Raw genomic sequence first — 21,615 nt, 5'->3', positions numbered from 1 at the left:
CACAACTAGAAAAGCTTTTTAGCTTTTCTAGTTTTTTATTACGTATTGCTTAAGTTTCTCTAAATCCTCATAAATAAGCTCCAATAAGCCCCGATTATAAAAAATGGAAGCAGGATGGAAGGTCGGAAAAATATGATATTCTTTCTCTGACCATGTAAATTCTGCACTTTGCATATCCTTTAATTTTTGAATGGGCTGTTTTAATAATTGTCCGTGCACATCTGTAATCTTTTTATCTTTTCCTGCTAAACGTTGAAGACCGATATTGCCAAGCGTGAAGATAAGCTTCGGATTTATTTTCTCTAATTCATAATCTAACAACGGTGCATGGGCAACTATTTCTCCTTGATTTGGCGTTCTATTATACTTTTTTTGTATGATTTCACCATTTCGTTCTTTTTTCTCTCGCCACTTATAAGGTCTACTCCGAACAGCACTCGTAATATATACTTCTTCCCTTGTAACGTGAATACGTTCTAAAAAACCCATTAATTGTTTTCCGGCTCTCCCGCTAAACGGAATCCCATTATGAATTTCTGTTTCACCAGGCGCTTCTCCTAACAACATAAATTTCGGATTTTCAGGGCCTTGTCCACTTAAAAAACCTTCTAATTGATAAGGAGCACTACGCTCCTTCACCTGTTTTACTAAATGGTCTGGATATTTCATTTCCCCACCGCCTTTCCGCATTACTTCTATTATTTCTATTTGCAATACATTATATAATTCAATCCACAAAACAAAAAAGACTATCAAAATTGATAGTCTTTAGTCGTCGCTACGCTGCATACCAGTATAAATTAATACGAGACGTAATAATTCAAATACCGCTACGGCTGCAGCTGCTACATATGTTAATGCTGCCGCATTTAATACTTTACGAGCTTGGCCATATTCATCTGTTGATACGATTCCTAACGCTTCAATTTGTTGCATCGCACGCTTTGATGCATCAAACTCAACTGGTAATGTAACGAGTTGGAACACAACACCTGCTGCCATTAAAATGATACCTAAAAATATCATGTTGGCCATCGATGCAAAAATACCGATCATAATAAATATCCAAGAAATATTTGAACCAAAGTTCGCAACTGGCACTAACGAATGACGAATACGCATAAAGTTATAATCTTTTGCATCTTGAATTGCGTGTCCTACTTCGTGTGCTGCAACTGCTGTACCAGCAACTGAATGACCGTAATAGTTATCTGTTGATAATCGAACTGTTTTGGCAGTTGGATCATAATGGTCTGATAAATGACCTGGTGTTTCTTCTACAGCTACGTTGTATAATCCATTTTCATCTAAGATTTTCCGAGCCACTTCTGCTCCTGTCATACCTGATGTTGAATAAACTTGTGAATACTTGCTATAGGCACTACGTACTTTTGACTGTGCATACAACGGTATGATCAAAATGATCGCGAAGTAAATTAAATAAAACATCATGAACCTCCATTGAAGTTTTAATTATAGTACTTCTCATTCTATTTTCTTCTGCCACCATTGTCAATGAATAAACCTTACAATCCGAATCTTTATTTATTACATTATCTATTCTTAGAATGTACATTACTTTTTCTTTTTTCTCTCTCTCCTTTATACTTTCTCCACCCAACATAAGTTAATGTGAATAAAATAAGACCTCCAGTAATTGTCATAAACCAAATGAGAGAAGGTGCAATTTCATCTTTTTTTACTGTATGAAATATTTTGTGCAAATCTCCTTTAATGATTCCTAATTGCATTTGCCCACCTTTTGTTTTTAACATAACGTTACGAAATTCATCTAAATAAGATAAATGGGCATTTACACGCTGCACTTCATTTTCTGGCAAGGCAATCATTAAGCTTGGATAAATAATATTAAATTCATGTAAAAATGTGTTTAACGTTTGTTGAAACTGTCCCGTATCTTCTTTTTTCATCGCTTTTTCCATTTGAGAAAAGGCATCCATTACTTTTCCTTCTCTTTCCATCCAAAGTGGTTGATATTTCGATACTTGCGCATCGACAGCGAGCTGCAGGGCTAACACATTATCAATTTTAACTTGTTTCCTTACATCTTCTTCCGCGAGAGATTGTTTCGCCTTGTCGTAAGCTAAAGAAATAACTCTAACTTGATCTGGCGTTACTTCCTGCTTCTTTTCATTCCCCTTTATTACAAACTGCTCCGAGAAATGTTGCAGTACTTGTACTGCTTTTTCATCTTCATTACGCTTCACTAATTGTAATGAGTCATCTAACAACCCTGTTAGTTCACTCCACTCCTCAGCATATATACGTAACGGAAACATGATAATTAGAAATGCAATCAGTCCAATTAATGTTCTCTTCATCACGGTCCCCCCTATAACTACTAGTACAAAATATGTTAATGTGGACAAGAATAGAACAGAACTGGACCGAAAAATATATTATCGTTTTACAAACAAAAAAAATTCTCTTTAAACAGAGAATTTTTCTTTTGAAATCCTTTTCTTTTTTACGAAATATTTATACAAGCTATAACAAATTATGCTACCACATAAAATAAATAATAAAATAGCACACGCTGCATGCATAAAAAACTCTTCTGGTAACATTAATATAATCGGATCCTTCTCAGGATCAAAAACCCAATAATCATTACTGAATAAAAGCTTATGGAATATCACAAAACTCTTTTCAAAATTAATAACAATCGGTAACATTAACGCTATTGGAAAAATGATTGTTAAAATAGATCCATGTAGTAAAAACTTTTCATTTTTCTTTTTTAACAAATACATGCCGCCTACTATTGCAATTATAATTGTCGCATACATTACATATTGAATCTTTACTAAAATGTTTTTCACATCTACAAAATGAACACGGCCATTTGTAGACATATCTAGTGTTGGCAAATGTAATGCTCCGTCATAAAATGGCGATAAATATGTGATAAGCACATCATAATTTCTTTTAATATCATCCTTCGTCATATCTGCTAAATCTGGAATGTTCAAAAAATCAATTTCAAAATAATATAGCCATTTTCCATATACAACCGCCGTTGTTGCGAGTGCAAATATAGAAAATGCTATGCTATATGAAACAATTATCGTAATCAATCGATCCAATATTTTTGTACCACTCGTATTTTTCTTCATTTTCTCCCCCTACATATTCTAACTATCATAAAGAAAACTGTTTTCGATTCTCACGTAAGCAATAATAATATGTCATACAAAGCACAGCAATGCTTAACCAGAACGTAAAATAACCAATTTCTCCTACAAACAAATGCATAATTCCGTATCTCGGCATTTGCCAGAACAAATAATCAATTGCATCATTATGTAATGTCCATATAGCGGCTACCGCAAAATGCCATTTTTTTATACGGTAAAACGGTGCATATAGCACTGCTTGTACTGCCATCGCAAAATGCGAAAGCATTAACATATACCCGATAAGGCCAATAGGACCTTTTACATAGATCATAACCCCATTTAAAACAACAGCCCATATACCATATTTTATTAAAGTAACAATCGCTAGCGCCTCTATTAATCCCCAATTTCTCTTTATTAAAAAAGCGATTAAAACAAAGACAAAAAAAAGACTTGCCATAGGACTATCGGGTACAAACGGCCAAAATATAGGTAAAGTTTCTTTTAATTGATTTCCATACCATATGAATCCGTATATTGTACCTAATATGTTAACAACTAATAAAAATAATAATACGGAGCGTTGCCTTAACATTGCATACAAGTAAACCAAGCTGTATGTCCAACACCTTTCATTCTTTCATCAAACTCTACTCTATTATATAGTAAACTTTCTATCATCAAAATAAAAAGCTGACTACAAATTTTGTAGTCAGCTTTTTATTATTTTTTATTATACTTTGCAACGAATTCCGAAAGCTTCTTCAGTTCCTCATCTGTACCTTTAAATACACCTTTAGGCATGGAACCTTTTCCCTCTTTCGCAATTTTAGCAATTTCTTCTGGCTTCAAAGTTAAATTTTGCAGTGCTGGTGCTGCTGCGCCGCCCTGTAAATTGTCACCGTGACATGTTAAACAAGTATTTTTTTGCATTAATTTATAACCGTCATCATTTTTATCAACTGGTGCTGTTTTTACAATTGCTCCTTGTTTTTTTGCAGCTTCCCAGTCGTGGTGTGCTACAGATTCCCAAGTTAAAAAGATAATCGATGCAACTGCTAAAAGCATAAATCCCGTTGCTACAGGACGCTTCAATGGGCGTCTTTCTGGGCCTCGATCAAGAAATGGAGCTAACAGTAATGCGCCAAACGCAATCCCTGGCATAATGAACGCTCCAATTACAGTAAATGAGCCAGAAGCATAAGAATACTTTAATAACTGATACAAGAATAAGAAATACCAATCTGGAAGTGGTATATACCCAGCATCAGTTGGATCCGCCATTCTTTCAAGCGGTGACGGATGCGCCACTGTTAAACATAAATAACCGATTAAAAAAACTGCACCAACCATCCATTCTTTTAACAAGAAGTTCGGCCAAAATGCTTCTGTTTTCCCTGGGTATTCCGAATAGTCTTTTGGAATATTTGGTTTCCGAGCTACTGGTACCCGAGAATCTCCTACAAACTTCATCCCTTTGCCGCGATGCATAATCTCCCTCCTTTAGTTCTTTCCCCTTTAATTTAGCAATCTCTTATAGTGGACCGGAAATACCTTGTTTGCGAATCATGATGAAGTGGAAGGCCATTAAACCTAGAAGTGCTGCTGGTAAGAAGAAGACGTGAATAGCAAAGAAGCGAGTTAATGTTTGAGCGCCAACAATTTCGGAATGACCAGCGAGTAATGTTTTAATGTAAGGACCAATGAGCGGCGTTTGCTCTGCAATTTGAATCCCTACTTTCGTAGCAAATAACGCTTTCATATCCCACGGTAATAAATATCCGGTAAAACCAAGACCTAACATAACAAAGAAAATAAGAACACCAACAATCCAGTTTAGCTCACGAGGCTTTTTATACGCACCCTGGAAGAAAACTCTAAGTGTATGTAAAAACATCATTACAATGACGAGACTAGCACCCCAGTGGTGCATACCACGAACAATTTGCCCATATGCAACTTCATTTTGCAAATAATAAACCGATTCCCAAGCATTTTTAATATCAGGCACATAATACATCGTCAAAAACATTCCAGATAAAATTTGAATTACAGTAACGAAAAAGGTAAGTCCGCCAAAGCAATAAACGAATGCAGAAAAGTGATGTGCCGGGTTTACATGTTCAGGTACTTCATGATCAGCGATATCACGCCATATTGGTGTAATATCTAACCTTTCATCTACCCAATCATAAATTTTATTTAGCATCTACTTTGCACCCCCTCTTGGCTTCGCTTTTCCTAAGTACAGCGTTCCATCTTTCACTTTAGATTCGTATACATCAAGTGGAGCAAGGGGCGGCGTGCCTTTAATGTTTATCCCGTCTTTTGTGTAACGGCCCCCGTGACATGGACAAAAGAATTGATTCGGATGTGCTTTGTCCGAATTCCAGTTCACTGTACATCCTAAATGTTTACATACTGGAGAGAACGCAACAATGTCTCCGCTTTCATCTTTATGAACCCAAGCTGATTTTGGCTCTTCGGACTTGTACCAACCATCAACCTGCTTCACCTTAAAGTCGAAACGTTTCGGCTCTGTTGTAATATCCTTTACTTGTGCAACAGCAACCATATCCGTTCCCGCTTCTTTTCTTAACACCGGATCAAGCGCAAATCGCGTCATCGGCATTAAAATACCCGCTGCCATAAAGCCTCCTACCCCTGTAAGGGTGTAATTTAAAAACTGTCTTCTTGACACACGATGTTCTTTCTCGCTCACGAAAATTTCCCCCCTCTATCAGAAATTGTCCCCTCGTGATAAATTATATAAAAAATAAAAACTAGGACACTATCATGATATAATACGCTCATGCACAGGTCAATATCATACTACTCATAATAATAAGAACTTTCTGTTTATTATTATTTTCCCCATTTTTCTTCTAACATTACCATTATATTTTTTATATGTGCATGAATCACTTCTCTTTTCGCTTGATCACTAAATTGTTCTAACGCTAATGAAGGAAACCAAAATAAATCTCCCTGCAATTCTTGCATATCTTCTTTCCATGAAAAATCACTTGTAACATAAGCAATATGCTTAAAACCTTGCTTTTTCAAATGATTTGTCCATTCTTGCAAACGACCTTTTTCGTTTTTTTGACTTTCTACCAGATACGTAAATGCAGGTAATAAAAGCACTCTTCCTTTATATTCTCTTTCTAGCTCCATACTCAACAATTCGATAAATTCCCCTTGTTCTACTACCATTTTCATTTCTTTCGCTGCTGAAATTGATAAAAGTGGTATAACACCCGTATCTACATATTCTCTTGCTTGCTCAAACTGTTCCACATCTTTTACAATCCATTTCAAATGTCTTCCCTCCCCCGTCTATAAATGACAGAACTTTCACTTTATATATATTAAACCATACTAAAAGAGGTAAAAAAAGAAAAACTACCTATATTAAGGTAGTTTTTCTTGAAAAAGTCTGAAATTTGTAAAATTTTATGAATCCAAATGAATTCTATAACATCTTTAACTCCGCTGTTAACCTATGAAACGCTTCCTTATCTTGCTTATCCAGCGCTTCATCAATTTGTTTCAAAAGACGTTCTCTTCTAAAAGAAAATACACTTTCTTCTAAAAACCTTTCTGCAAGTAAACGATCTTTTTCATTTACTTCAATGTGCTTTGGTAAATATGGGTTTTCTTCTAATACAGCTACGTAATTGGCATTTTGAAACGATGATTTAAAATTGAGTTGAATATAAATATCCTCATCTCGATTTAAACGAATATCATGAAACGATTTTTCAGCATCTGTTGTCATAACATTTTGTTTAAAAAAGTGAAACGGTGTGTCTTTTACACAATTCGCGGACATTACTAAGCCACGCGGACAATATTTTGCATGCTCTACGAAGTGGACTTTATGCATCAATTGGTCGTGACTCATTAAATAATTCAAAATCCATACACATTCACGCTGTTTCAGTTGGTAATTATTCAAAAACCATTTTACAAAATCCTTCTTCTCGTTTACAGAAACAGGGGTATTCATAGCAATTAAGTCCCTCCTCTGTCTTTCTCTTTTCTTTTTAGATTCAAGAAGCGGTATTCAGTTTCCTTCCAACTTATGAAAAATCCTCTAAATTATATAACAATTCTTCAATATGAATTTGTGTCGGGTCTAGTTGTATTAACTGAGTAAATACTTCTTTCGCCTCTTTTCGCATACCTTCTTCCAATAAGAAATAACCGTACTCTTCCAAGAAGTCTGGATGATTCTTAAAAGAAGTATATGCACTTTCATAGTGTTTTAATGCATCAGAATACATTTCTAATTGTTTTTTTGCAAACGCAAGATCCCAAAGTAGTTGTGTATCTGATTCTCCGCTATCGATAGCACGCTCTACAACGGCAATTAGCTCTTCATACTTTTCTTGTTCCTTTAAGATATATGCATATTTTAATGTTGCACCTAAATGTCCTGGATCTAACTCAAGCGCTTTTTGAAGCACTTCCTCTGCTTCCGCTATTTTCCCTAATTTCGCTGCAATGTTCGCTAATTCTACATAGAATGGTACAGAAAGTTCATCTACTTTAATTCCTTCATGAAGTGTTTCATAGCTTTCTTGAAGCATTCCTTCTTTTTCATAGCTTTTCGCTAAATACATGTAAAGAGATGCATACTCAGGATCTAATTCTTTCAGTTCTTGCCAAGCACCAATTGCTCTTTGGTATTCTTCACCTTGGTATAACGTGAATGCATATCCAAATAATGAGTGAATATCTTTTTGTTCCTCTAAACCTGCTTCGTAGTAAGAAATCGCCTCTTCCCAATTTCCAATGGCACTTAACGTTTCTCCAAGGCGCAGTGCAATGACAACACCACCCATTACTTTATGCTCCGCTAATAGCGACTCATAATAAGTAATTGCCTTTTGTTCTTCACCTTTACTACTATATAACTCTGCTAATCCAAACGTAATGACAGGCTCGTCAGGCATCATTTCTTTCGCCTTTAATAGTTTTTGTTCTGCTACATCATCAAAACCTTGCATTTGGAATAAATCCGCAACTAGTAATAATGATTGAACATATAAATCATCATTTTCTGGAATATCATGAAGCACTTCAATTGCTTCATCTTCTTTGTCTAGATCAATATATAATTCTGCTAAAAATACAGTGAATTCACTTTCTTCTGGATACAATAAACGCAAATCTTCTGTAATAGCTAACGCTTCATCCGTAAATCCAAGTGTATGATAATAGCGAGCGATATCATACTTCTCTTCATCATTCGCAATTTTTAATTGTTCTTTTAATAATTGTAATCCTTTTTCCGCTTCACCATTTTCAATATATGAAACAGCTTGTTCAAACTTTTGCATAAACGTCTCCTTTAATTCTAAAAAATATTCTTTTCTGTTCATTTCCCCCGCTATTAACGGGCAGGAAGACCCCACCTCAAAATTCAGCTAGGGCAAAGAAGTTAGTTTTGGGGGCAACTGCCCGTAAAAGCCCGATTGGTGTGGGCTAATAATCAGCGGGGGATAAACATCCCCCCACTGATTAAAGTTTCACTTTATCATAAGCAACTCATTGTTAGAACGCAACCTTTAGAATGAGCATGCTTCTTCTTACAGAGTAGTTAATTGTTCAAAGGTTCGGATATGATACCGATACCTTCTTATCTTCTTCTATTGTACCGCTTTCTTTTATGACCGTGCAAATAACTTCTCCCACTAATTATCGAGCCATACCAATCTTGATTTACAGAACAACTTAATTACTAAACTTCAACTTTTTTAATGCGATAAAAAAGACTCCTCTAATAGGAGCCTTCACAATCTCTTAAGAATATGTTTCCTCTTTCTGTACTTGCTCATTTACAAGTTCTTTCAGTAACTCTATAATTTCATCATTTTCTTCTTTCAAACCGACAGTAATACGAATGCCATCATCGATACCAAATGCAGCACCAGAACGAACAATATATCCTTTTTTCATTAATCGTTCAAAAGCTTCATTACCAGGAATACCGAGTTTTAAGAAAATGAAATTTGTTTGAGATGGATAATAGAATACGTTATATTCCTTACAAAATGCGTAATATTGATGTAATCCTTCTTCATTCTTTTTCACACATTCTTGTAAAAATGCTTGATCTTCTAATGCAGCAAGTGCTACAGATTGCGCTACAGTCGATGTATTAAACGGTAACCTCGCTACTTCTAGCTGCCCGATTAACTCCGTATTACCAACTGCATATCCGATACGGAAAGCAGCTAGACCATATGCTTTTGAAAACGTACGCAATACCATAAGATTTTCATACTTTTCAAGAAGTGGTAATGTTTGCGGATAGTCTTCTGCTCCCGCATATTCATAATATGCTTCGTCCATAATAACAAGCGCTGACTTAGGAACTGATTCTAAAAATGAAAGTAATTTTTGTTTTTCTACATATGTACCTGTCGGATTATTCGGGTTACAAATCCATACAATCTTCGTTTGATCATCTACTTGCTGTAACATCGCATCTAAATCGTGAACGCCATCTTTAAGTGGTACTTCACGAACTTCTGCTCCTTCAATAACAGCATGGTGATGGTATTGTGAGAATGTTGGATTCGCCATTACAACATTTGTTCCTTCGTGTAGTAACGCACGACTAATCATTTGAATAACTTCATCTAATCCACTACCAAATAACAGTTGTTCCGCTTTAACACCTAAATGTTTTGCTACTTGTGTCCGAAGTTCAAAGGCATGTCCATCTGGATAAAGAGCGTATTGACTCGCTAAAGAAGTTAATGCTTCTGTTACGCGTGCTGAGCAACCGAATGGATTTTCGTTCGATGCTAATTTCACAATTTTTGATAATCCATATTCCCTTTTTACTTCTTCAATATTTTTCCCAGGTACATATGCTCTCAAAGTTAACAATTGCTCTTTCACTCTCATTTTTCTTCCCCCAGTCGTTTTATTCAATTCGATTACAATACGGTTATACTCCCTTACTATAATCGTTTATCATAACTGTCACTATTACGAAAATGCTTCTAAATAGGCTCTCCATAGCTGTTATCTACTTCTTATACCCATATCCTTTTGAAATGCCTCTAACGCAATATGAACAGTCTCATCAGGAATAGATACGACATTCACTACCCCATATTCCTGCATAAGTACCATATGAATTGTTCCTGCATTCGCTTTCTTATCTTGTTTCATCAACCCGACGAGGCGTTCTACACTTAAATCACTTGGCATTTTTGGATAGCCGTACTTCAAGAACCACTGCTTCATCTCTTCATAAGCAAGATTTACCTTATACACTTGTTCACTTAAGAATATAGCAAATAACATTCCAACCGCTACTCCGTCACCGTGAGTAATATTTCCATATCCTAGTTCTTTTTCTAGAGCATGGCCTAACGTATGTCCAAAGTTTAAATGTGCACGTACGCCTTTTTCTGTTTCATCTTGCGCTACAATGTTTGCCTTTACAGGAATCGCCTTCGTTAATATGTGGATTAATTTCTCATCACGAAGATCTGCTAATGTTTGCACTTCTTCTTTTAGCCAATAATATAGCTTTACATCACCAATTAGAGCATGTTTTATCACTTCTGCATAACCTGAGCGCCACTCTTTTTCAGGAAGAGACTGTAAAAACGGCGTATGATATACAACTGCTTCTGGTTGATGGAATGCACCTATCATATTTTTACCTAACGGATGATTGATTGCTACTTTCCCACCTACCGCGCTATCGTGAGCTAATAAAGTAGTGGGAACTTGAACAAAGCGAATTCCACGCATAAACGACGCAGCAACAAAACCAGCTAAATCTCCAATCATCCCGCCTCCAAGTGCGATAATTAAAGAATTTCTATCTAATTTATTTTCAAGAGCTGACGTATGAGCCGCATAGAAATTTTCAAAGGACTTCTCTTTTTCACCACTCGGTACAACGAATGAAAATACTTTTTGATCTATTTGCAACGCATCTACAACTGTCTGTAAATGTAAAGGTGCAACAGCCTCATCTGAAATAATCATAATGTTTGATACAGATGGCTGCATGTTTTGAACGATTGTTGTCAAATGTGACAACGATTCTTTTCCTACATGTACATCATATTCTTTTGATTTCGTTTGAATATGTATGTTTTCCATTAAAATCCCCTCGCATATTCATTATGTTTCTCAATATTTTCACGAATAAGGTCCATACGATCTAATCCAAATTGTTCTATTAAAGCTGTCGCTAATTCCCAAGCTACAACCGCTTCCGCAACGACACTAGCTGCTGGAACAGCACAACTATCTGAACGTTCAATACTTGCTGTAAAAGGCTCTTTCGTATCAATATCGACACTTTGAAGAGGTTTATATAGTGTAGGTATCGGTTTCATCACTCCGCGCACAACAATTGGCATTCCAGTCGTCATACCGCCTTCTAAACCACCCGCGTTATTTGTTCTTCTTGTATATCCATGCTCTTCATCCCACAAAATTTCATCATGAACTTCGCTACCCGGTCTATGTGCTGCTTCAAAACCAATTCCAATCTCGACCCCTTTAAAGGCATTAATGCTCATTATTGCGGCTGCTAATTTTGCATCTAGTTTTCGATCATAGTGCACATAGCTGCCTACTCCAATTGGCATTCCTTCCACAATTACTTCCACGATGCCACCGATTGAATCACCATTTGATTTCGCATCATCAATTGCTTTTATCATTTGATTACCAGCTTCTTCATCTAAACAGCGTACAGGTGATGCTTCTGTAATACTTTTTAATTCTTCAATTGAACGATACGTAGTCTCTTTAGCCTGTACACCTCCAATTTCAATTACATGGCCTGCTACTGCAATACCAAGTTCCGCTAACACTTTTTTTGCAACCGCACCAGCAGCAACACGTACTGTCGTTTCGCGTGCCGAAGAGCGTTCCAGTACATTTCTCATATCTCTATGACCATATTTAATCGCACCATTTAAATCAGCATGTCCAGGTCTTGGTTTTGTTACTTTCCTTTTCATTTCTTTTTCTTCTTGTTCCGTTAACGGCTCTGCACCCATAATTTTTGTCCAATGTGCAAAATCACGGTTTTCAACAACAAGTGCAATTGGAGAACCTAATGTCTCTCCATGTCTAACACCACTTACAATTTGCACTTGATCTGTTTCAATTTGCATGCGTCTACCACGCCCATATCCCTTTTGCCTTCTAGCTAACTCTTCATTTATATCATCCGCTACTAATGGTAGTCCGGCTGGAACACCTTCTATAATCGTTGTAAGTTGTGGACCATGAGATTCACCAGCTGTAATATATCGCATACGTTATTCCTCTTTTCGTATATGTATTTATCTCGCTATATTAAGCAATAATTTTATCTTTCATTACTCTAAAAATATGAAAGAGTTATTCATACATCAGCCATTCGCTTATTCTCCGATAGGCCTTTACTTTACATATCAATATATCATAACAGCTCTAACTTCGTAACTAATAGAAATAAAAAAAGTGCAAGAAGAATACCCCTATTCTCCTTGCACTTTCTACTATTATCACAGTGATTAAAGCGTTTACAAATTATTTCAAAATAATTAGTAAATCCATTCATTCATTAATTTTGAGTAGTCAACTAATTCTTCTTCCTTAAAGAAAATACCAATCTCGCGCTCTGCACTTTCTAACGAATCAGAACCATGGATAATGTTTTTTGCAACAGTTACACCGAAATCTCCACGAATTGTTCCAGGAGCTGCTTCATGTGGTCTTGTTTTACCCATCATGTTACGAGCTGTATCTACTACACCTTCACCTTGCCATACCATTGCGAATACAGGACCAGATGTAATAAAGTCTACTAATTCACCAAAGAAAGGTTTTTCTGTGTGCTCAGCATAGTGTTGTCCAGCGATTTCTGGAGTGACTTGCATTAATTTTGCACCAACTAATTGAAAGCCCTTCTTCTCAAAACGAGCTACAATTTCCCCAATGAAGGCACGTTGTACACCGTCTGGTTTAACCATTAGAAATGTTTTTTCCATAAAAAATCTCTCCACTTCTGAATTATGTATGTAATTGTATATCCCCACACACATATTAACACCCTTATCACAATTGTGCAATAGTTTTGAAATAGAGAGATTATTTTATTTTTTAGAAAAAACACTAAAATTTTCGTTTTCCAATATACTTTGCTACATTTTGTAATGCATACTTTGCTTGTCCACGTGGGAGTGGTTTTATCATTTCTAATGCTTTATGTAAATAACGTTCACTAAACGCAAATGCTTTATCAATAGCAGCACTATTCTTTACAGCTTCAATAATTTCTTTCATTTCGTCCGCTGTTGTATTTTCATGTACAGATCTGATTTTCTTACAAAGGATTGGATCTTCCATAGCATATAAGGCAGGAAGCGTAATGTTTCCTTGCAATAAATCGCCCCCAGCAGGTTTTCCAAGTTTCTCTTCTGTAGAAACGAAGTCTAAAATGTCATCAATAATTTGATACGACATCCCTACGAAATAGCCATACCAAAACAGACGGCTTACCGTATCACGATTAGCGCCAGCAGCAATCGCTCCTAGTTGGCAACTTGCAGCAATTAATAAAGCGGTTTTTCGCTTTATTCTTCTTAAATATGTTCTTAAATTTTGGTCATAGTTATACTTATCTTTAATTTGTTCGATTTCACCTTTACAAACTTCTAAAATGGTATGCGATAGCGCCTGATGCGCCTCTGGAATTTCAATATTCGTTATACATTCAAGAGACTTAGCGAATAAATAGTCCCCTGTATACATTGCAATACGATCTCCCCATTTCGCATTCACAGTTGCACTACCACGTCGTAAAAACGCAGCATCAATAACATCATCGTGAACAAGAGAAGCCATATGAATAAGTTCTAACGCAACAGCTACATGCTTAATTGCATCTAACTTATAATCTCCAAATTTCCCCGCAAGCAACACAAATACAGGACGAATTCGCTTCCCACCAGCTTCAATAAGTTGTAATGCCGCCTCTTCTACTAATGGCTGTTCAGAAGCAACTGCCTTTTTTAATTCTTTTTCTATCACATTAATATCCGATCGTAAAAAAGAGTACATAAGTTGTAACTTCATATTGTTCACCTTAACCTAAAACTTCTTTTTTCTATTTTGATTCTGGTTTCATGCCTAAATGCATCGCTGCTACCCCAAAAGTAAATGGCTTCACTTGCACACGTTCAAGTCCAGCTTTTTCGAACATATTAGCCAATTCTTTCATACCTGGGAATGTACTAGCAGATTCTTGTAGCCATGAATATTCTTTATAACTTTTCGCAAATAACTTTCCAAATAACGGCATGATATATTTAAAGTATAAAATATAACCTTGTCGAAAACCAATCATTGTTGGTTGAGATGTTTCTAAACAAATTACTTTTCCACCTGGTTTTACTACACGCGTCATTTCTTTTAATACGTGCATATAATCCGGTACATTACGTAAACCAAATCCAATCGTTACATAATCAAACGTGTTATCTTCAAATGGAAGTTCCATTGCATTCCCGTGCAGAAGTTCTACTTGTTTTAATTGTAACGCCTCTACCTTTTGCTTACCAACAGATAACATATTTTCGCTGAAGTCTAAACCAACAACCTTGCCCTGTTCACCCACCGCTCCAGCTAGCGCAATTGTCCAGTCCGCTGTTCCGCAACATACATCAAGCGCTTTACTACCTGGTTTTACATCCATAATGCGCATCGTCTCTTTGCGCCACGCTTTATGTCTTTGAAAACTAATTACAGAATTCATCACATCGTATTTATCAGAGATTTTCTCAAATACATCATGTACTCTTTCTTCTTTTGATTGTTGCATGCTCGTACCTTCTTCCAATGTAAAATTGCTTATGTCTTCGATGTATCTCTTAACACAGAGTTTATTTCGCTTATATCTGTGTGATTTTCTAAAAATTGATTTTCTTTCTTCCTAAGTTTCATCATCCATCCATTCATAACTGTTTCTGCATCTGCTTTATCGTTCACAATCCCTTGAACAGCTTGAAAAACAGGTGAATGTTGTTTATTAACATGTAGTTCACATTCTTTTTGGAGACGATTTTTCCCTAGTACATATGTTATAAACGGCTTCCAATGCGCTAAATGAAAATGATCACATGTTTTTTGCAACAGTGCAGACTCAATCATTACTACACTCTCCATTATGTCATCCACCGTTTTATACGCTTTTTGATATAACATTATTTTGTGTTCATTAATTTCTTTAATTCCTTCAGCAAGCGCACGAATTAAAACAATATCACGATTCATAGACAATAAGTAATAATATAACCCGCTATAGTAATCACCAGCAAGCACTGTTAACTGGCGACGCTTATGCGATTCATTCGCTTCTTCCCCTGCTTTATTTGATACTCTTTCATGTGTATCAAGCGCAATTTGCACAAGCATAATCGTCACTACATAATGCTCAATTTGTTCTATATGTAAATTTGCACCTTTTAAAGCACCATATAACAATGCGATTTTCTCTTCATCAATAAATGGTTCTTCAATATAGTTTATAAAATAAGGATGGCGTAATTTCACCATCAATTTCTCTCTTATACCCGCATACCCTCCGTAGATGTCACACACAAAAATCACCCTTGTTTTCTAATTCATAAAACTTATTATAACACATACACTCTATTTTCTATAACCAAAACTTGGCTACTCTTTCCAAACTTCTACCGAACTACATAACATCTTCTATTCTTTTAAGTAATCTTTCTATTCTCACTCTGCCTCGCTAAAACTATATCATTTATTTACAAAAAAAAAAAAAAGAAAAGCAGTTTCCCACTTTTCTTTACTTCGTTTTAATAAAAGATAAAATTTCACTACGTGCTGCAGCATCATTTTCTAGCACACCACGTACTGCTGTTGTTACTGTTTTTGCACCTGGCTTTTTCACACCGCGCATCGTCATACACATATGTTCCGCTTCTACTACTACCATTACACCATGCGGCTCTAGTACTTCCATAATAGAGTTCGCTACCGTTGATGTAATACGTTCTTGCAGTTGTGGACGACGTGCAATTGTATCTACAGTACGAGCTAATTTACTTAACCCTGTCACTTTTCCGCCTTGCGGAATATATGCAACGTGAGCAACTCCATAGAATGGAACTAAATGATGCTCACACATCGAATAAAACGGTATATCTTTTACTAGTACAAGCTCCTCATGATCTTCTCCGAACACTTTGTGTAAATGTTCTTTCGGATCTTCATGCATACCTGAGAACACTTCTGCGTACATTTTTGCAACACGCTTTGGTGTATCAAGTACTCCCTCTCGATTAGGATCATCTCCAATTGCCTCTAAAATAAGGCGTACTGCATGTTCAATTTGTTCTAAATTAACTTTTGCCATCCGCTAGCCCTCCCGAAAACCTAAAAGTGATACGAACACATTCTAGCATATTTATGTTTTTAAAAGCAAAAAGAAGAGTTTCCAAAAAGGAAACTCTTCTTCCCTGTTAATATGTAAGGATTATTTAACCGCATCTTTTAACGCTTTACCAGGTTTGAATGCAGGTACTTTACTTGCAGCGATTTCAATCTCCTCACCTGTTTGTGGGTTACGACCTTTACGAGCCGCACGCTCACGAACTTCGAAGTTACCGAATCCGATCAGTTGTACTTTATCACCTTGTTTTAAAGCTTCTAAGATAGAATCAAAAACAGCGTCTACTGCTTTTGTTGCGTCCTTTTTAGAAAGGGAACTTGCTTCTGCAACAGCATTGATTAAATCTGTCTTGTTCATGCCATTCACCTCCTCCCAAAGATAAGACTGTATAATGATCATAAAATGAGTCTTACTTTCATTTGTAGGCAATTTTTGCAAATTCTATACTACAAAGATGTAGATAAATCATTATCAACGCCTATATTATACGATTCTCCTTTATAATTCAATATTTTTAAGGAAATTGTTACTCTTAAAATGTGAAAATCTGATGAAACTTGACAATTTACAACAATATATTAGATAATAGCTGTTTATTTTCCTATTCTATATGCGAAAATTAAAAAATCCCTCTACGATGAGAGGGATTTTTTCTTATAATATAATCGCAATTAATCCGCCAGATCCTTCATTAATAATTCTTTCTAGCGTTTCTTTTAATTTATATCTCGCATTTTCTGGCATTAAAGATAGTTTCGCTTGAATGCCTTCCCGAACAATAGAACTCAGTGAACGTCCAAATATATCAGAATTCCAAATTGATAATGGATCATCTTCAAAATCTTGCATTAAGTAACGAACTAGTTCTTCACTTTGTTTTTCCGTACCAATGATTGGCTCAAACGTAGACTCCACATCTACTTTAATCATATGAATAGATGGAGCTACAGCTTTTAATTTCACACCAAATCTTGAACCGTGACGAATAATTTCTGGTTCATCTAAACTCATGTCAGCTAACGCAGGCGCCGCTACACCATATCCTGTTTGTTTGACCATACGCAGAGCATCCGCCACTTGATCGTATTCTATTTTCGCATGAGATAAATCGAGCATAAGCTTCAATAAATGATCTTTCCCTCGAATTTCTACTCCTACTACTTCTTTTAAAATTTGATCATATAATTCATCTGGTGCATATAAATCAATCTCTGCTACGCCTTGCCCCATATCAATGCCAGCTAGGCTCGCTCGATCAATAAATTCATACTGACTAAACTGCCATACGACACGGTCTACATCACGAAGACGTTTTATATCCTTCACAGTCTCTTGAACGGCTTCTTGATAACTTTGGCGTAACCAATGCCCTTCATTTAGCACCATTACCCAGCTCGGAAGGTTCACATTCACTTCTAAAACAGGGAACTCGAATAACGCCTCTCGAAGTACATTGTATACATCTGTTTCTCTTAAACTTTCAACACTCATGGCAATGACTGGGATATCATATTCTTCAGATAAGCTTTGGCGCAATTGCTCTGTATCTGGATGATACGGCTGTACAGTGTTAATGATCATAATGAAAGGTTTTCCGACTTCTTTTAGCTCATTTACGACGCGTTCTTCTGCCTCTATATAATCTCTTCTTGGAATTTCACCAATCGTTCCATCTGTTGTAATTACAACACCAATTGTTGAATGTTCTTGAATTACTTTACGTGTTCCGATTTCTGCAGCTTCATGGAATGGAATAGGTTCTTCATACCAAGGAGTATTAATCATGCGCGGGCCATTCTCATCTTCATAACCTTTCGCTCCTGGAACAGTATATCCGACGCAATCTACTAATCGAATATTCACTTCAAGACCTTCATCTACTTCGATAGAAACCGCTTGGTTTGGAACAAATTTCGGTTCCGTCGTCATAATTGTACGGCCAGCAGCACTTTGAGGTAGTTCATCCTGCGCTCTTTGACGGTCAGACTCATTTTCAATATTAGGAATAACTACAAGTTCCATAAATTTTTTAATGAATGTTGATTTCCCTGTTCGAACAGCTCCTACAACTCCAAAATAAATATCACCGCCTGTGCGTTCCGCAATATCTTTAAAAATATCTACCTTTTCCAAGTGATTCCCTCCCTCAATATTTTTGGGAATAATTCCACGTTTATAGTCAACTAATACCTTCTCTAACGTTGCCTATAATATCTGATATAATATAATGGTATTCTAGAAGTTCGAACAATATATCATATAATTTTGTCCAATTTCATATGACTATTAAAAAAATACCTTTTGTTTGCATCGCAAGTTGTGTAACATAAAAACCTTTCTTCTAGAACTTATTCACTAAAAGAAAGGTTCATGACTTATGATTTTAAAAAAATTGGTTCTCCACTCTTTACCGTATACGGTAAAGAATACGCAGGTACAAACGGAGAATCTTTCGAAAGTATATTTCGAATATCTTCCCCCTCCTTAAATTGCCCTTCATTTTTTTTCAACGCTTCATATAAGTCGATTCTATAATCAACATAAATTTCTCCCTTCTCATTAATTACAAAAGGAAGGCCTTTACCAGAATATGGACTTGTCACTTGCGGTACATCTTTATATCCAAGTTTTTTGAAATCTAATTCATACACACCATCTGAAATTACCTTTTTAAATGGTGGATATTGATGTTCATCTCGATACATCCTCAGCTTTAATGATAATTGCTGAATTTGTTCAGCCATCCTCACATCAATTAATTTTACTGTTGGGTTTGTTTCAACGTCTATTAATACGTATTGATATACTCCCCCGCTTTCATAGGCATTCCCTGGTGCTTCTTGTATGTAACGCGGAGAAATCTTTTGAAAATCGATTGGGTATTTTTGATAAATAGGCGTATTCATATCCCGCGTCTTAATTGGCAATATCCCGTCATTTTGCTCCTTAAATGTCGCAACAGCTTTTTGAACGACTTGTAGCTGATCTTCATAAGGAACAGCATTTTGTTTCATATTTTCTTTTGGATACAGACACCCTGTTAAAATGCTCATACAACAAAATATTAAAATAATATGGACTTTTTTCACTAGTAATCACCTTTTCATACTAATATAACTCGCTCCGTACCATGCCCTTTACTGCTGTACAGGACCACTAAATACAACAAGAAAAATAACAATTCCTGACACAATCATGAGGGTGTACGCTACCAATGCTGTAATCCCTTTCAAAACTTTATTCTTTATTTTATATCTGCTTAGTAAAATAAAACTTACTGCAAAAAACATAAATCCAATTGCTCCTAAAGCAAACCACATTTTTATAAGCCCTTCCGACATATACACACCCCTTTTTATTAATCTATTTTTATACTATTTTAACAAATTAAAATCTTTAAACAAATACAAAAAAGAACATTTTACTACAAATCGAGAATATGTAGTTTTAATCAATAGGTTTTTCAGCATTTTCCACCAGTCTAGATAAAAATAAAACCGAAGCGAGCATATCTCTCGCTTCGGTTGACCAAATATGCCCAAAACAGCTCTATTCCCATACTTTCATGGCTATCATATGCAATTTACAAACTCTTTGTTTCTCATATTTTATTTTTTAAACATTTTGCTTAACGAGCCAAAATCTGTCGGCATATTATTGTTAATAATCGCTTTTACAATTTGATCCTCTTGTTCTTTCGGCACTTCACGTCCTGCCATAAGAGCCACCTGATGAATCAATTGACGAAGTACAGTCTCATCACGTAAATTCGCATTTTGTACCGATGATGCTAATTTAAAAATATCTTCTTTATTCACTTTCGCTTCTTTTTCAATGTTATTAAAAATGTTGTTATCCATTCTTTTCACCCTCTCCTCAAGTTACTCTTCATCCTATGCAAAAATAAAAAAATGGTGAAAAGACCCAAAAAATAAAAAGCGACAGAAGTACAAATGTACTTCTGTCGCTTTTCTTTAAAGTAAGTCAGGTATAGCTTCCACTTCGTGTTTTCGAACACGCCCCATTAATGAGCCTACTGCATCTTTTACATTATTCCCATTGAATAGCACATCATATAAAGCAGCTGTAATTGGCATTTCTACTTCCATTTTTTCTGCCAATTCATGAGCAGCTTTCGTTGTTCTTACACCTTCGACAACCATACCCATACTTTCTAACACTTCTTCTAAAGAGTGTCCTTTTCCAAGCATATTTCCAGCACGCCAATTTCGGCTATGAACACTTGTACAAGTTACAATTAAGTCACCCATACCAGTTAGTCCAGCAAACGTTAACGGATTTCCACCCATTTTTCTTCCTAAACGAGCAATCTCCGTTAAACCACGCGTCATTAATGCCGCTTTCGCATTATCCCCTAATCCAAGACCATCAGTTATCCCAGCAGCTAATGCGATAATATTTTTTAACGCACCACCAAGTTCAACTCCAACGATATCTGGATTTGTGTATACACGGAAGTAACTATTCATAAACAAATCTTGTACTTCCTCAGCCGCTTCCATACGCTTTGCTGCAGACGTAACAGTTGTCGCTTGGCGCAACCCTACTTCTTCAGCATGACTCGGTCCAGACAGTACAACAACATCTTTAATCAAGTCCTCTGGAATTTCTTCCTCAATCACTTCCGAAATACGTTTTGACGTACCAGGTTCAATTCCTTTACTTGCATGAATCCAAGTAGTGGGGCCCGCTACATATTTCTTCATATCTTGCAGTACTTCTCTATACGCTTTCGTTGGTACTACAAGAAGTACTACATTTACATCTACTAATGCTTCTTCTAAAGAAGAGTAGGCTACGATTGTGCTTGGCAATGTAATTCCTGGGAGATATCGACTATTCTCATGTTTTGTATTAATCTCATCCATAAGTTCAGAACGATTTCCCCAAATACGTACATCATGCCCATTGTCAGCTAATACCATCGCTAACGCTGTTCCCCAGCTACCTGCTCCAACTACTGTGATTTTTGTCATAAAATCACATCCTCTC

General features: G+C 36.1%; 25 protein-coding genes. All 25 read right to left on the bottom strand.

Translation table 11 applies throughout. The features are described from left to right. Positions 1 to 27: 27 nt before the first annotated feature. Positions 28 to 669, bottom strand: coding sequence for a uracil-DNA glycosylase (locus tag PDQ33_RS04305; RefSeq protein WP_270754809.1), 642 nt, complete (start codon positions 667 to 669; stop codon positions 28 to 30). A 99-nt stretch (positions 670 to 768) separates the two neighbouring features. Next, positions 769 to 1,449 carry a zinc metallopeptidase gene (locus PDQ33_RS04300; RefSeq protein WP_000499536.1) on the bottom strand — a complete coding sequence of 227 codons (681 nt, stop codon included), beginning with the start codon at positions 1,447 to 1,449 and terminating at the stop codon, positions 769 to 771. Positions 1,450 to 1,553: 104 nt separating this feature from the next. Then, positions 1,554 to 2,342 (bottom strand): sporulation protein YpjB, encoded by a 789-nt coding sequence (ypjB, locus tag PDQ33_RS04295; RefSeq protein ID WP_250669719.1) that lies wholly within the window; start codon positions 2,340 to 2,342, stop codon positions 1,554 to 1,556. Positions 2,343 to 2,450: 108 nt separating this feature from the next. Further along, a complete protein-coding gene (gene lit, locus PDQ33_RS04290) occupies positions 2,451 to 3,137 on the bottom strand; it encodes a lipoprotein intramolecular transacylase Lit (RefSeq protein ID WP_000742533.1) in 687 nt (228 codons plus the stop codon). 25 nt (positions 3,138 to 3,162) lie between these two features. Next, the gene (locus PDQ33_RS04285) at positions 3,163 to 3,753 is read right to left on the bottom strand and encodes a DUF1405 domain-containing protein (protein ID WP_250669718.1); all 591 of its coding nucleotides are present in this window, start codon (positions 3,751 to 3,753) and stop codon (positions 3,163 to 3,165) included. 110 nt (positions 3,754 to 3,863) lie between these two features. Further along, positions 3,864 to 4,631, bottom strand: coding sequence for a menaquinol-cytochrome c reductase cytochrome b/c subunit (qcrC, locus tag PDQ33_RS04280; RefSeq protein WP_000554606.1), 768 nt, complete (start codon positions 4,629 to 4,631; stop codon positions 3,864 to 3,866). 43 nt (positions 4,632 to 4,674) lie between these two features. Continuing rightward, positions 4,675 to 5,349, bottom strand: coding sequence for a menaquinol-cytochrome c reductase cytochrome b subunit (gene qcrB / locus PDQ33_RS04275; protein WP_000932700.1), 675 nt, complete (start codon positions 5,347 to 5,349; stop codon positions 4,675 to 4,677). Next, on the bottom strand, positions 5,350 to 5,862 hold the full coding sequence (gene qcrA / locus PDQ33_RS04270) for a menaquinol-cytochrome c reductase iron-sulfur subunit (RefSeq protein ID WP_001290418.1): 513 nt from the start codon (positions 5,860 to 5,862) through the stop codon (positions 5,350 to 5,352). 143 nt (positions 5,863 to 6,005) lie between these two features. Next, positions 6,006 to 6,461 carry a YpiF family protein gene (locus tag PDQ33_RS04265; protein WP_000871307.1) on the bottom strand — a complete coding sequence of 152 codons (456 nt, stop codon included), beginning with the start codon at positions 6,459 to 6,461 and terminating at the stop codon, positions 6,006 to 6,008. A 154-nt stretch (positions 6,462 to 6,615) separates the two neighbouring features. Beyond that, positions 6,616 to 7,152 carry a ReoY family proteolytic degradation factor gene (locus tag PDQ33_RS04260; protein WP_001095923.1) on the bottom strand — a complete coding sequence of 179 codons (537 nt, stop codon included), beginning with the start codon at positions 7,150 to 7,152 and terminating at the stop codon, positions 6,616 to 6,618. 73 nt (positions 7,153 to 7,225) lie between these two features. After that, positions 7,226 to 8,488: a tetratricopeptide repeat protein gene (locus PDQ33_RS04255; RefSeq protein WP_250669717.1), complete on the bottom strand. Its 1,263-nt coding sequence runs from the start codon at positions 8,486 to 8,488 to the stop codon at positions 7,226 to 7,228. Positions 8,489 to 8,951: 463 nt separating this feature from the next. Beyond that, positions 8,952 to 10,064 (bottom strand): histidinol-phosphate transaminase, encoded by a 1,113-nt coding sequence (gene hisC / locus PDQ33_RS04245; protein WP_001264009.1) that lies wholly within the window; start codon positions 10,062 to 10,064, stop codon positions 8,952 to 8,954. 120 nt (positions 10,065 to 10,184) lie between these two features. Beyond that, entirely contained in the window at positions 10,185 to 11,282 is a 1,098-nt protein-coding gene (gene aroB, locus PDQ33_RS04240; protein WP_000427695.1) for a 3-dehydroquinate synthase, read from the bottom strand. Then, positions 11,282 to 12,454: a chorismate synthase gene (gene aroC / locus PDQ33_RS04235; RefSeq protein ID WP_001269362.1), complete on the bottom strand. Its 1,173-nt coding sequence runs from the start codon at positions 12,452 to 12,454 to the stop codon at positions 11,282 to 11,284. The genes aroB and aroC overlap by 1 nt, the downstream gene beginning before the upstream one ends. A gap of 270 nt (positions 12,455 to 12,724) precedes the next feature. Continuing rightward, the gene (gene ndk / locus PDQ33_RS04230; protein WP_000415887.1) at positions 12,725 to 13,171 is read right to left on the bottom strand and encodes a nucleoside-diphosphate kinase; all 447 of its coding nucleotides are present in this window, start codon (positions 13,169 to 13,171) and stop codon (positions 12,725 to 12,727) included. A 124-nt stretch (positions 13,172 to 13,295) separates the two neighbouring features. Next, on the bottom strand, positions 13,296 to 14,258 hold the full coding sequence (gene hepT, locus PDQ33_RS04225) for a heptaprenyl diphosphate synthase component II (protein WP_270754816.1): 963 nt from the start codon (positions 14,256 to 14,258) through the stop codon (positions 13,296 to 13,298). 31 nt (positions 14,259 to 14,289) lie between these two features. Then, complete coding sequence (gene menG, locus PDQ33_RS04220) at positions 14,290 to 15,003, bottom strand: 2-heptaprenyl-1,4-naphthoquinone methyltransferase (RefSeq protein WP_001187667.1); 714 nt, start codon at positions 15,001 to 15,003, stop codon at positions 14,290 to 14,292. Positions 15,004 to 15,032: 29 nt separating this feature from the next. Then, complete coding sequence (locus PDQ33_RS04215) at positions 15,033 to 15,782, bottom strand: heptaprenyl diphosphate synthase component 1 (RefSeq protein WP_270754820.1); 750 nt, start codon at positions 15,780 to 15,782, stop codon at positions 15,033 to 15,035. 214 nt (positions 15,783 to 15,996) lie between these two features. After that, positions 15,997 to 16,566: a GTP cyclohydrolase I FolE gene (gene folE, locus PDQ33_RS04210; protein ID WP_001151482.1), complete on the bottom strand. Its 570-nt coding sequence runs from the start codon at positions 16,564 to 16,566 to the stop codon at positions 15,997 to 15,999. Positions 16,567 to 16,686: 120 nt separating this feature from the next. Further along, positions 16,687 to 16,959, bottom strand: a complete 273-nt coding sequence (locus PDQ33_RS04205; protein ID WP_001043860.1) for an HU family DNA-binding protein — start codon at positions 16,957 to 16,959, stop codon at positions 16,687 to 16,689. A gap of 297 nt (positions 16,960 to 17,256) precedes the next feature. Then, positions 17,257 to 18,735: a stage IV sporulation protein A gene (spoIVA, locus tag PDQ33_RS04200; RefSeq protein ID WP_000416519.1), complete on the bottom strand. Its 1,479-nt coding sequence runs from the start codon at positions 18,733 to 18,735 to the stop codon at positions 17,257 to 17,259. 242 nt (positions 18,736 to 18,977) lie between these two features. After that, on the bottom strand, positions 18,978 to 19,691 hold the full coding sequence (locus tag PDQ33_RS04195; protein ID WP_000755470.1) for a hypothetical protein: 714 nt from the start codon (positions 19,689 to 19,691) through the stop codon (positions 18,978 to 18,980). Positions 19,692 to 19,739: 48 nt separating this feature from the next. Next, positions 19,740 to 19,943 carry a DUF2768 domain-containing protein gene (locus PDQ33_RS04190; protein WP_001288998.1) on the bottom strand — a complete coding sequence of 68 codons (204 nt, stop codon included), beginning with the start codon at positions 19,941 to 19,943 and terminating at the stop codon, positions 19,740 to 19,742. Between the two features lie 267 nt (positions 19,944 to 20,210). Continuing rightward, positions 20,211 to 20,462, bottom strand: coding sequence for a stage VI sporulation protein F (locus tag PDQ33_RS04185; RefSeq protein ID WP_000369754.1), 252 nt, complete (start codon positions 20,460 to 20,462; stop codon positions 20,211 to 20,213). A 114-nt stretch (positions 20,463 to 20,576) separates the two neighbouring features. Continuing rightward, entirely contained in the window at positions 20,577 to 21,599 is a 1,023-nt protein-coding gene (locus tag PDQ33_RS04180) for an NAD(P)H-dependent glycerol-3-phosphate dehydrogenase (RefSeq protein ID WP_000161776.1), read from the bottom strand. Positions 21,600 to 21,615: the final 16 nt, after the last annotated feature.

Origin of the sequence: Bacillus cereus group sp. Bc031, from assembly GCF_027716265.1 — a bacterium.
Lineage (GTDB): Bacteria > Bacillota > Bacilli > Bacillales > Bacillaceae_G > Bacillus_A > Bacillus_A paranthracis.
This window is presented reverse-complemented; position numbering and strand designations above follow the sequence as displayed.

What these genes read in the sequence shown, in the direction of transcription:
- PDQ33_RS04305 (WP_270754809.1), bottom strand. Translation starts at nt 669, where the DNA reads ATGAAATATCCAGACCATTTAGTAAAACAGGTGAAGGAGCGTAGTGCT.
- PDQ33_RS04300 (WP_000499536.1), bottom strand. Translation starts at nt 1,449, where the DNA reads ATGTTTTATTTAATTTACTTCGCGATCATTTTGATCATACCGTTGTAT.
- ypjB (WP_250669719.1), bottom strand. Translation starts at nt 2,342, where the DNA reads ATGAAGAGAACATTAATTGGACTGATTGCATTTCTAATTATCATGTTT.
- lit (WP_000742533.1), bottom strand. Translation starts at nt 3,137, where the DNA reads ATGAAGAAAAATACGAGTGGTACAAAAATATTGGATCGATTGATTACG.
- qcrC (WP_000554606.1), bottom strand. Translation starts at nt 4,631, where the DNA reads ATGCATCGCGGCAAAGGGATGAAGTTTGTAGGAGATTCTCGGGTACCA.
- qcrB (WP_000932700.1), bottom strand. Translation starts at nt 5,349, where the DNA reads ATGCTAAATAAAATTTATGATTGGGTAGATGAAAGGTTAGATATTACA.
- PDQ33_RS04260 (WP_001095923.1), bottom strand. Translation starts at nt 7,152, where the DNA reads ATGAATACCCCTGTTTCTGTAAACGAGAAGAAGGATTTTGTAAAATGG.
- PDQ33_RS04255 (WP_250669717.1), bottom strand. Translation starts at nt 8,488, where the DNA reads ATGCAAAAGTTTGAACAAGCTGTTTCATATATTGAAAATGGTGAAGCG.
- hisC (WP_001264009.1), bottom strand. Translation starts at nt 10,064, where the DNA reads ATGAGAGTGAAAGAGCAATTGTTAACTTTGAGAGCATATGTACCTGGG.
- aroB (WP_000427695.1), bottom strand. Translation starts at nt 11,282, where the DNA reads ATGGAAAACATACATATTCAAACGAAATCAAAAGAATATGATGTACAT.
- aroC (WP_001269362.1), bottom strand. Translation starts at nt 12,454, where the DNA reads ATGCGATATATTACAGCTGGTGAATCTCATGGTCCACAACTTACAACG.
- ndk (WP_000415887.1), bottom strand. Translation starts at nt 13,171, where the DNA reads ATGGAAAAAACATTTCTAATGGTTAAACCAGACGGTGTACAACGTGCC.
- hepT (WP_270754816.1), bottom strand. Translation starts at nt 14,258, where the DNA reads ATGAAGTTACAACTTATGTACTCTTTTTTACGATCGGATATTAATGTG.
- menG (WP_001187667.1), bottom strand. Translation starts at nt 15,003, where the DNA reads ATGCAACAATCAAAAGAAGAAAGAGTACATGATGTATTTGAGAAAATC.
- folE (WP_001151482.1), bottom strand. Translation starts at nt 16,566, where the DNA reads ATGGCAAAAGTTAATTTAGAACAAATTGAACATGCAGTACGCCTTATT.
- PDQ33_RS04205 (WP_001043860.1), bottom strand. Translation starts at nt 16,959, where the DNA reads ATGAACAAGACAGATTTAATCAATGCTGTTGCAGAAGCAAGTTCCCTT.
- PDQ33_RS04190 (WP_001288998.1), bottom strand. Translation starts at nt 19,943, where the DNA reads ATGTCGGAAGGGCTTATAAAAATGTGGTTTGCTTTAGGAGCAATTGGA.
- PDQ33_RS04185 (WP_000369754.1), bottom strand. Translation starts at nt 20,462, where the DNA reads ATGGATAACAACATTTTTAATAACATTGAAAAAGAAGCGAAAGTGAAT.
- PDQ33_RS04180 (WP_000161776.1), bottom strand. Translation starts at nt 21,599, where the DNA reads ATGACAAAAATCACAGTAGTTGGAGCAGGTAGCTGGGGAACAGCGTTA.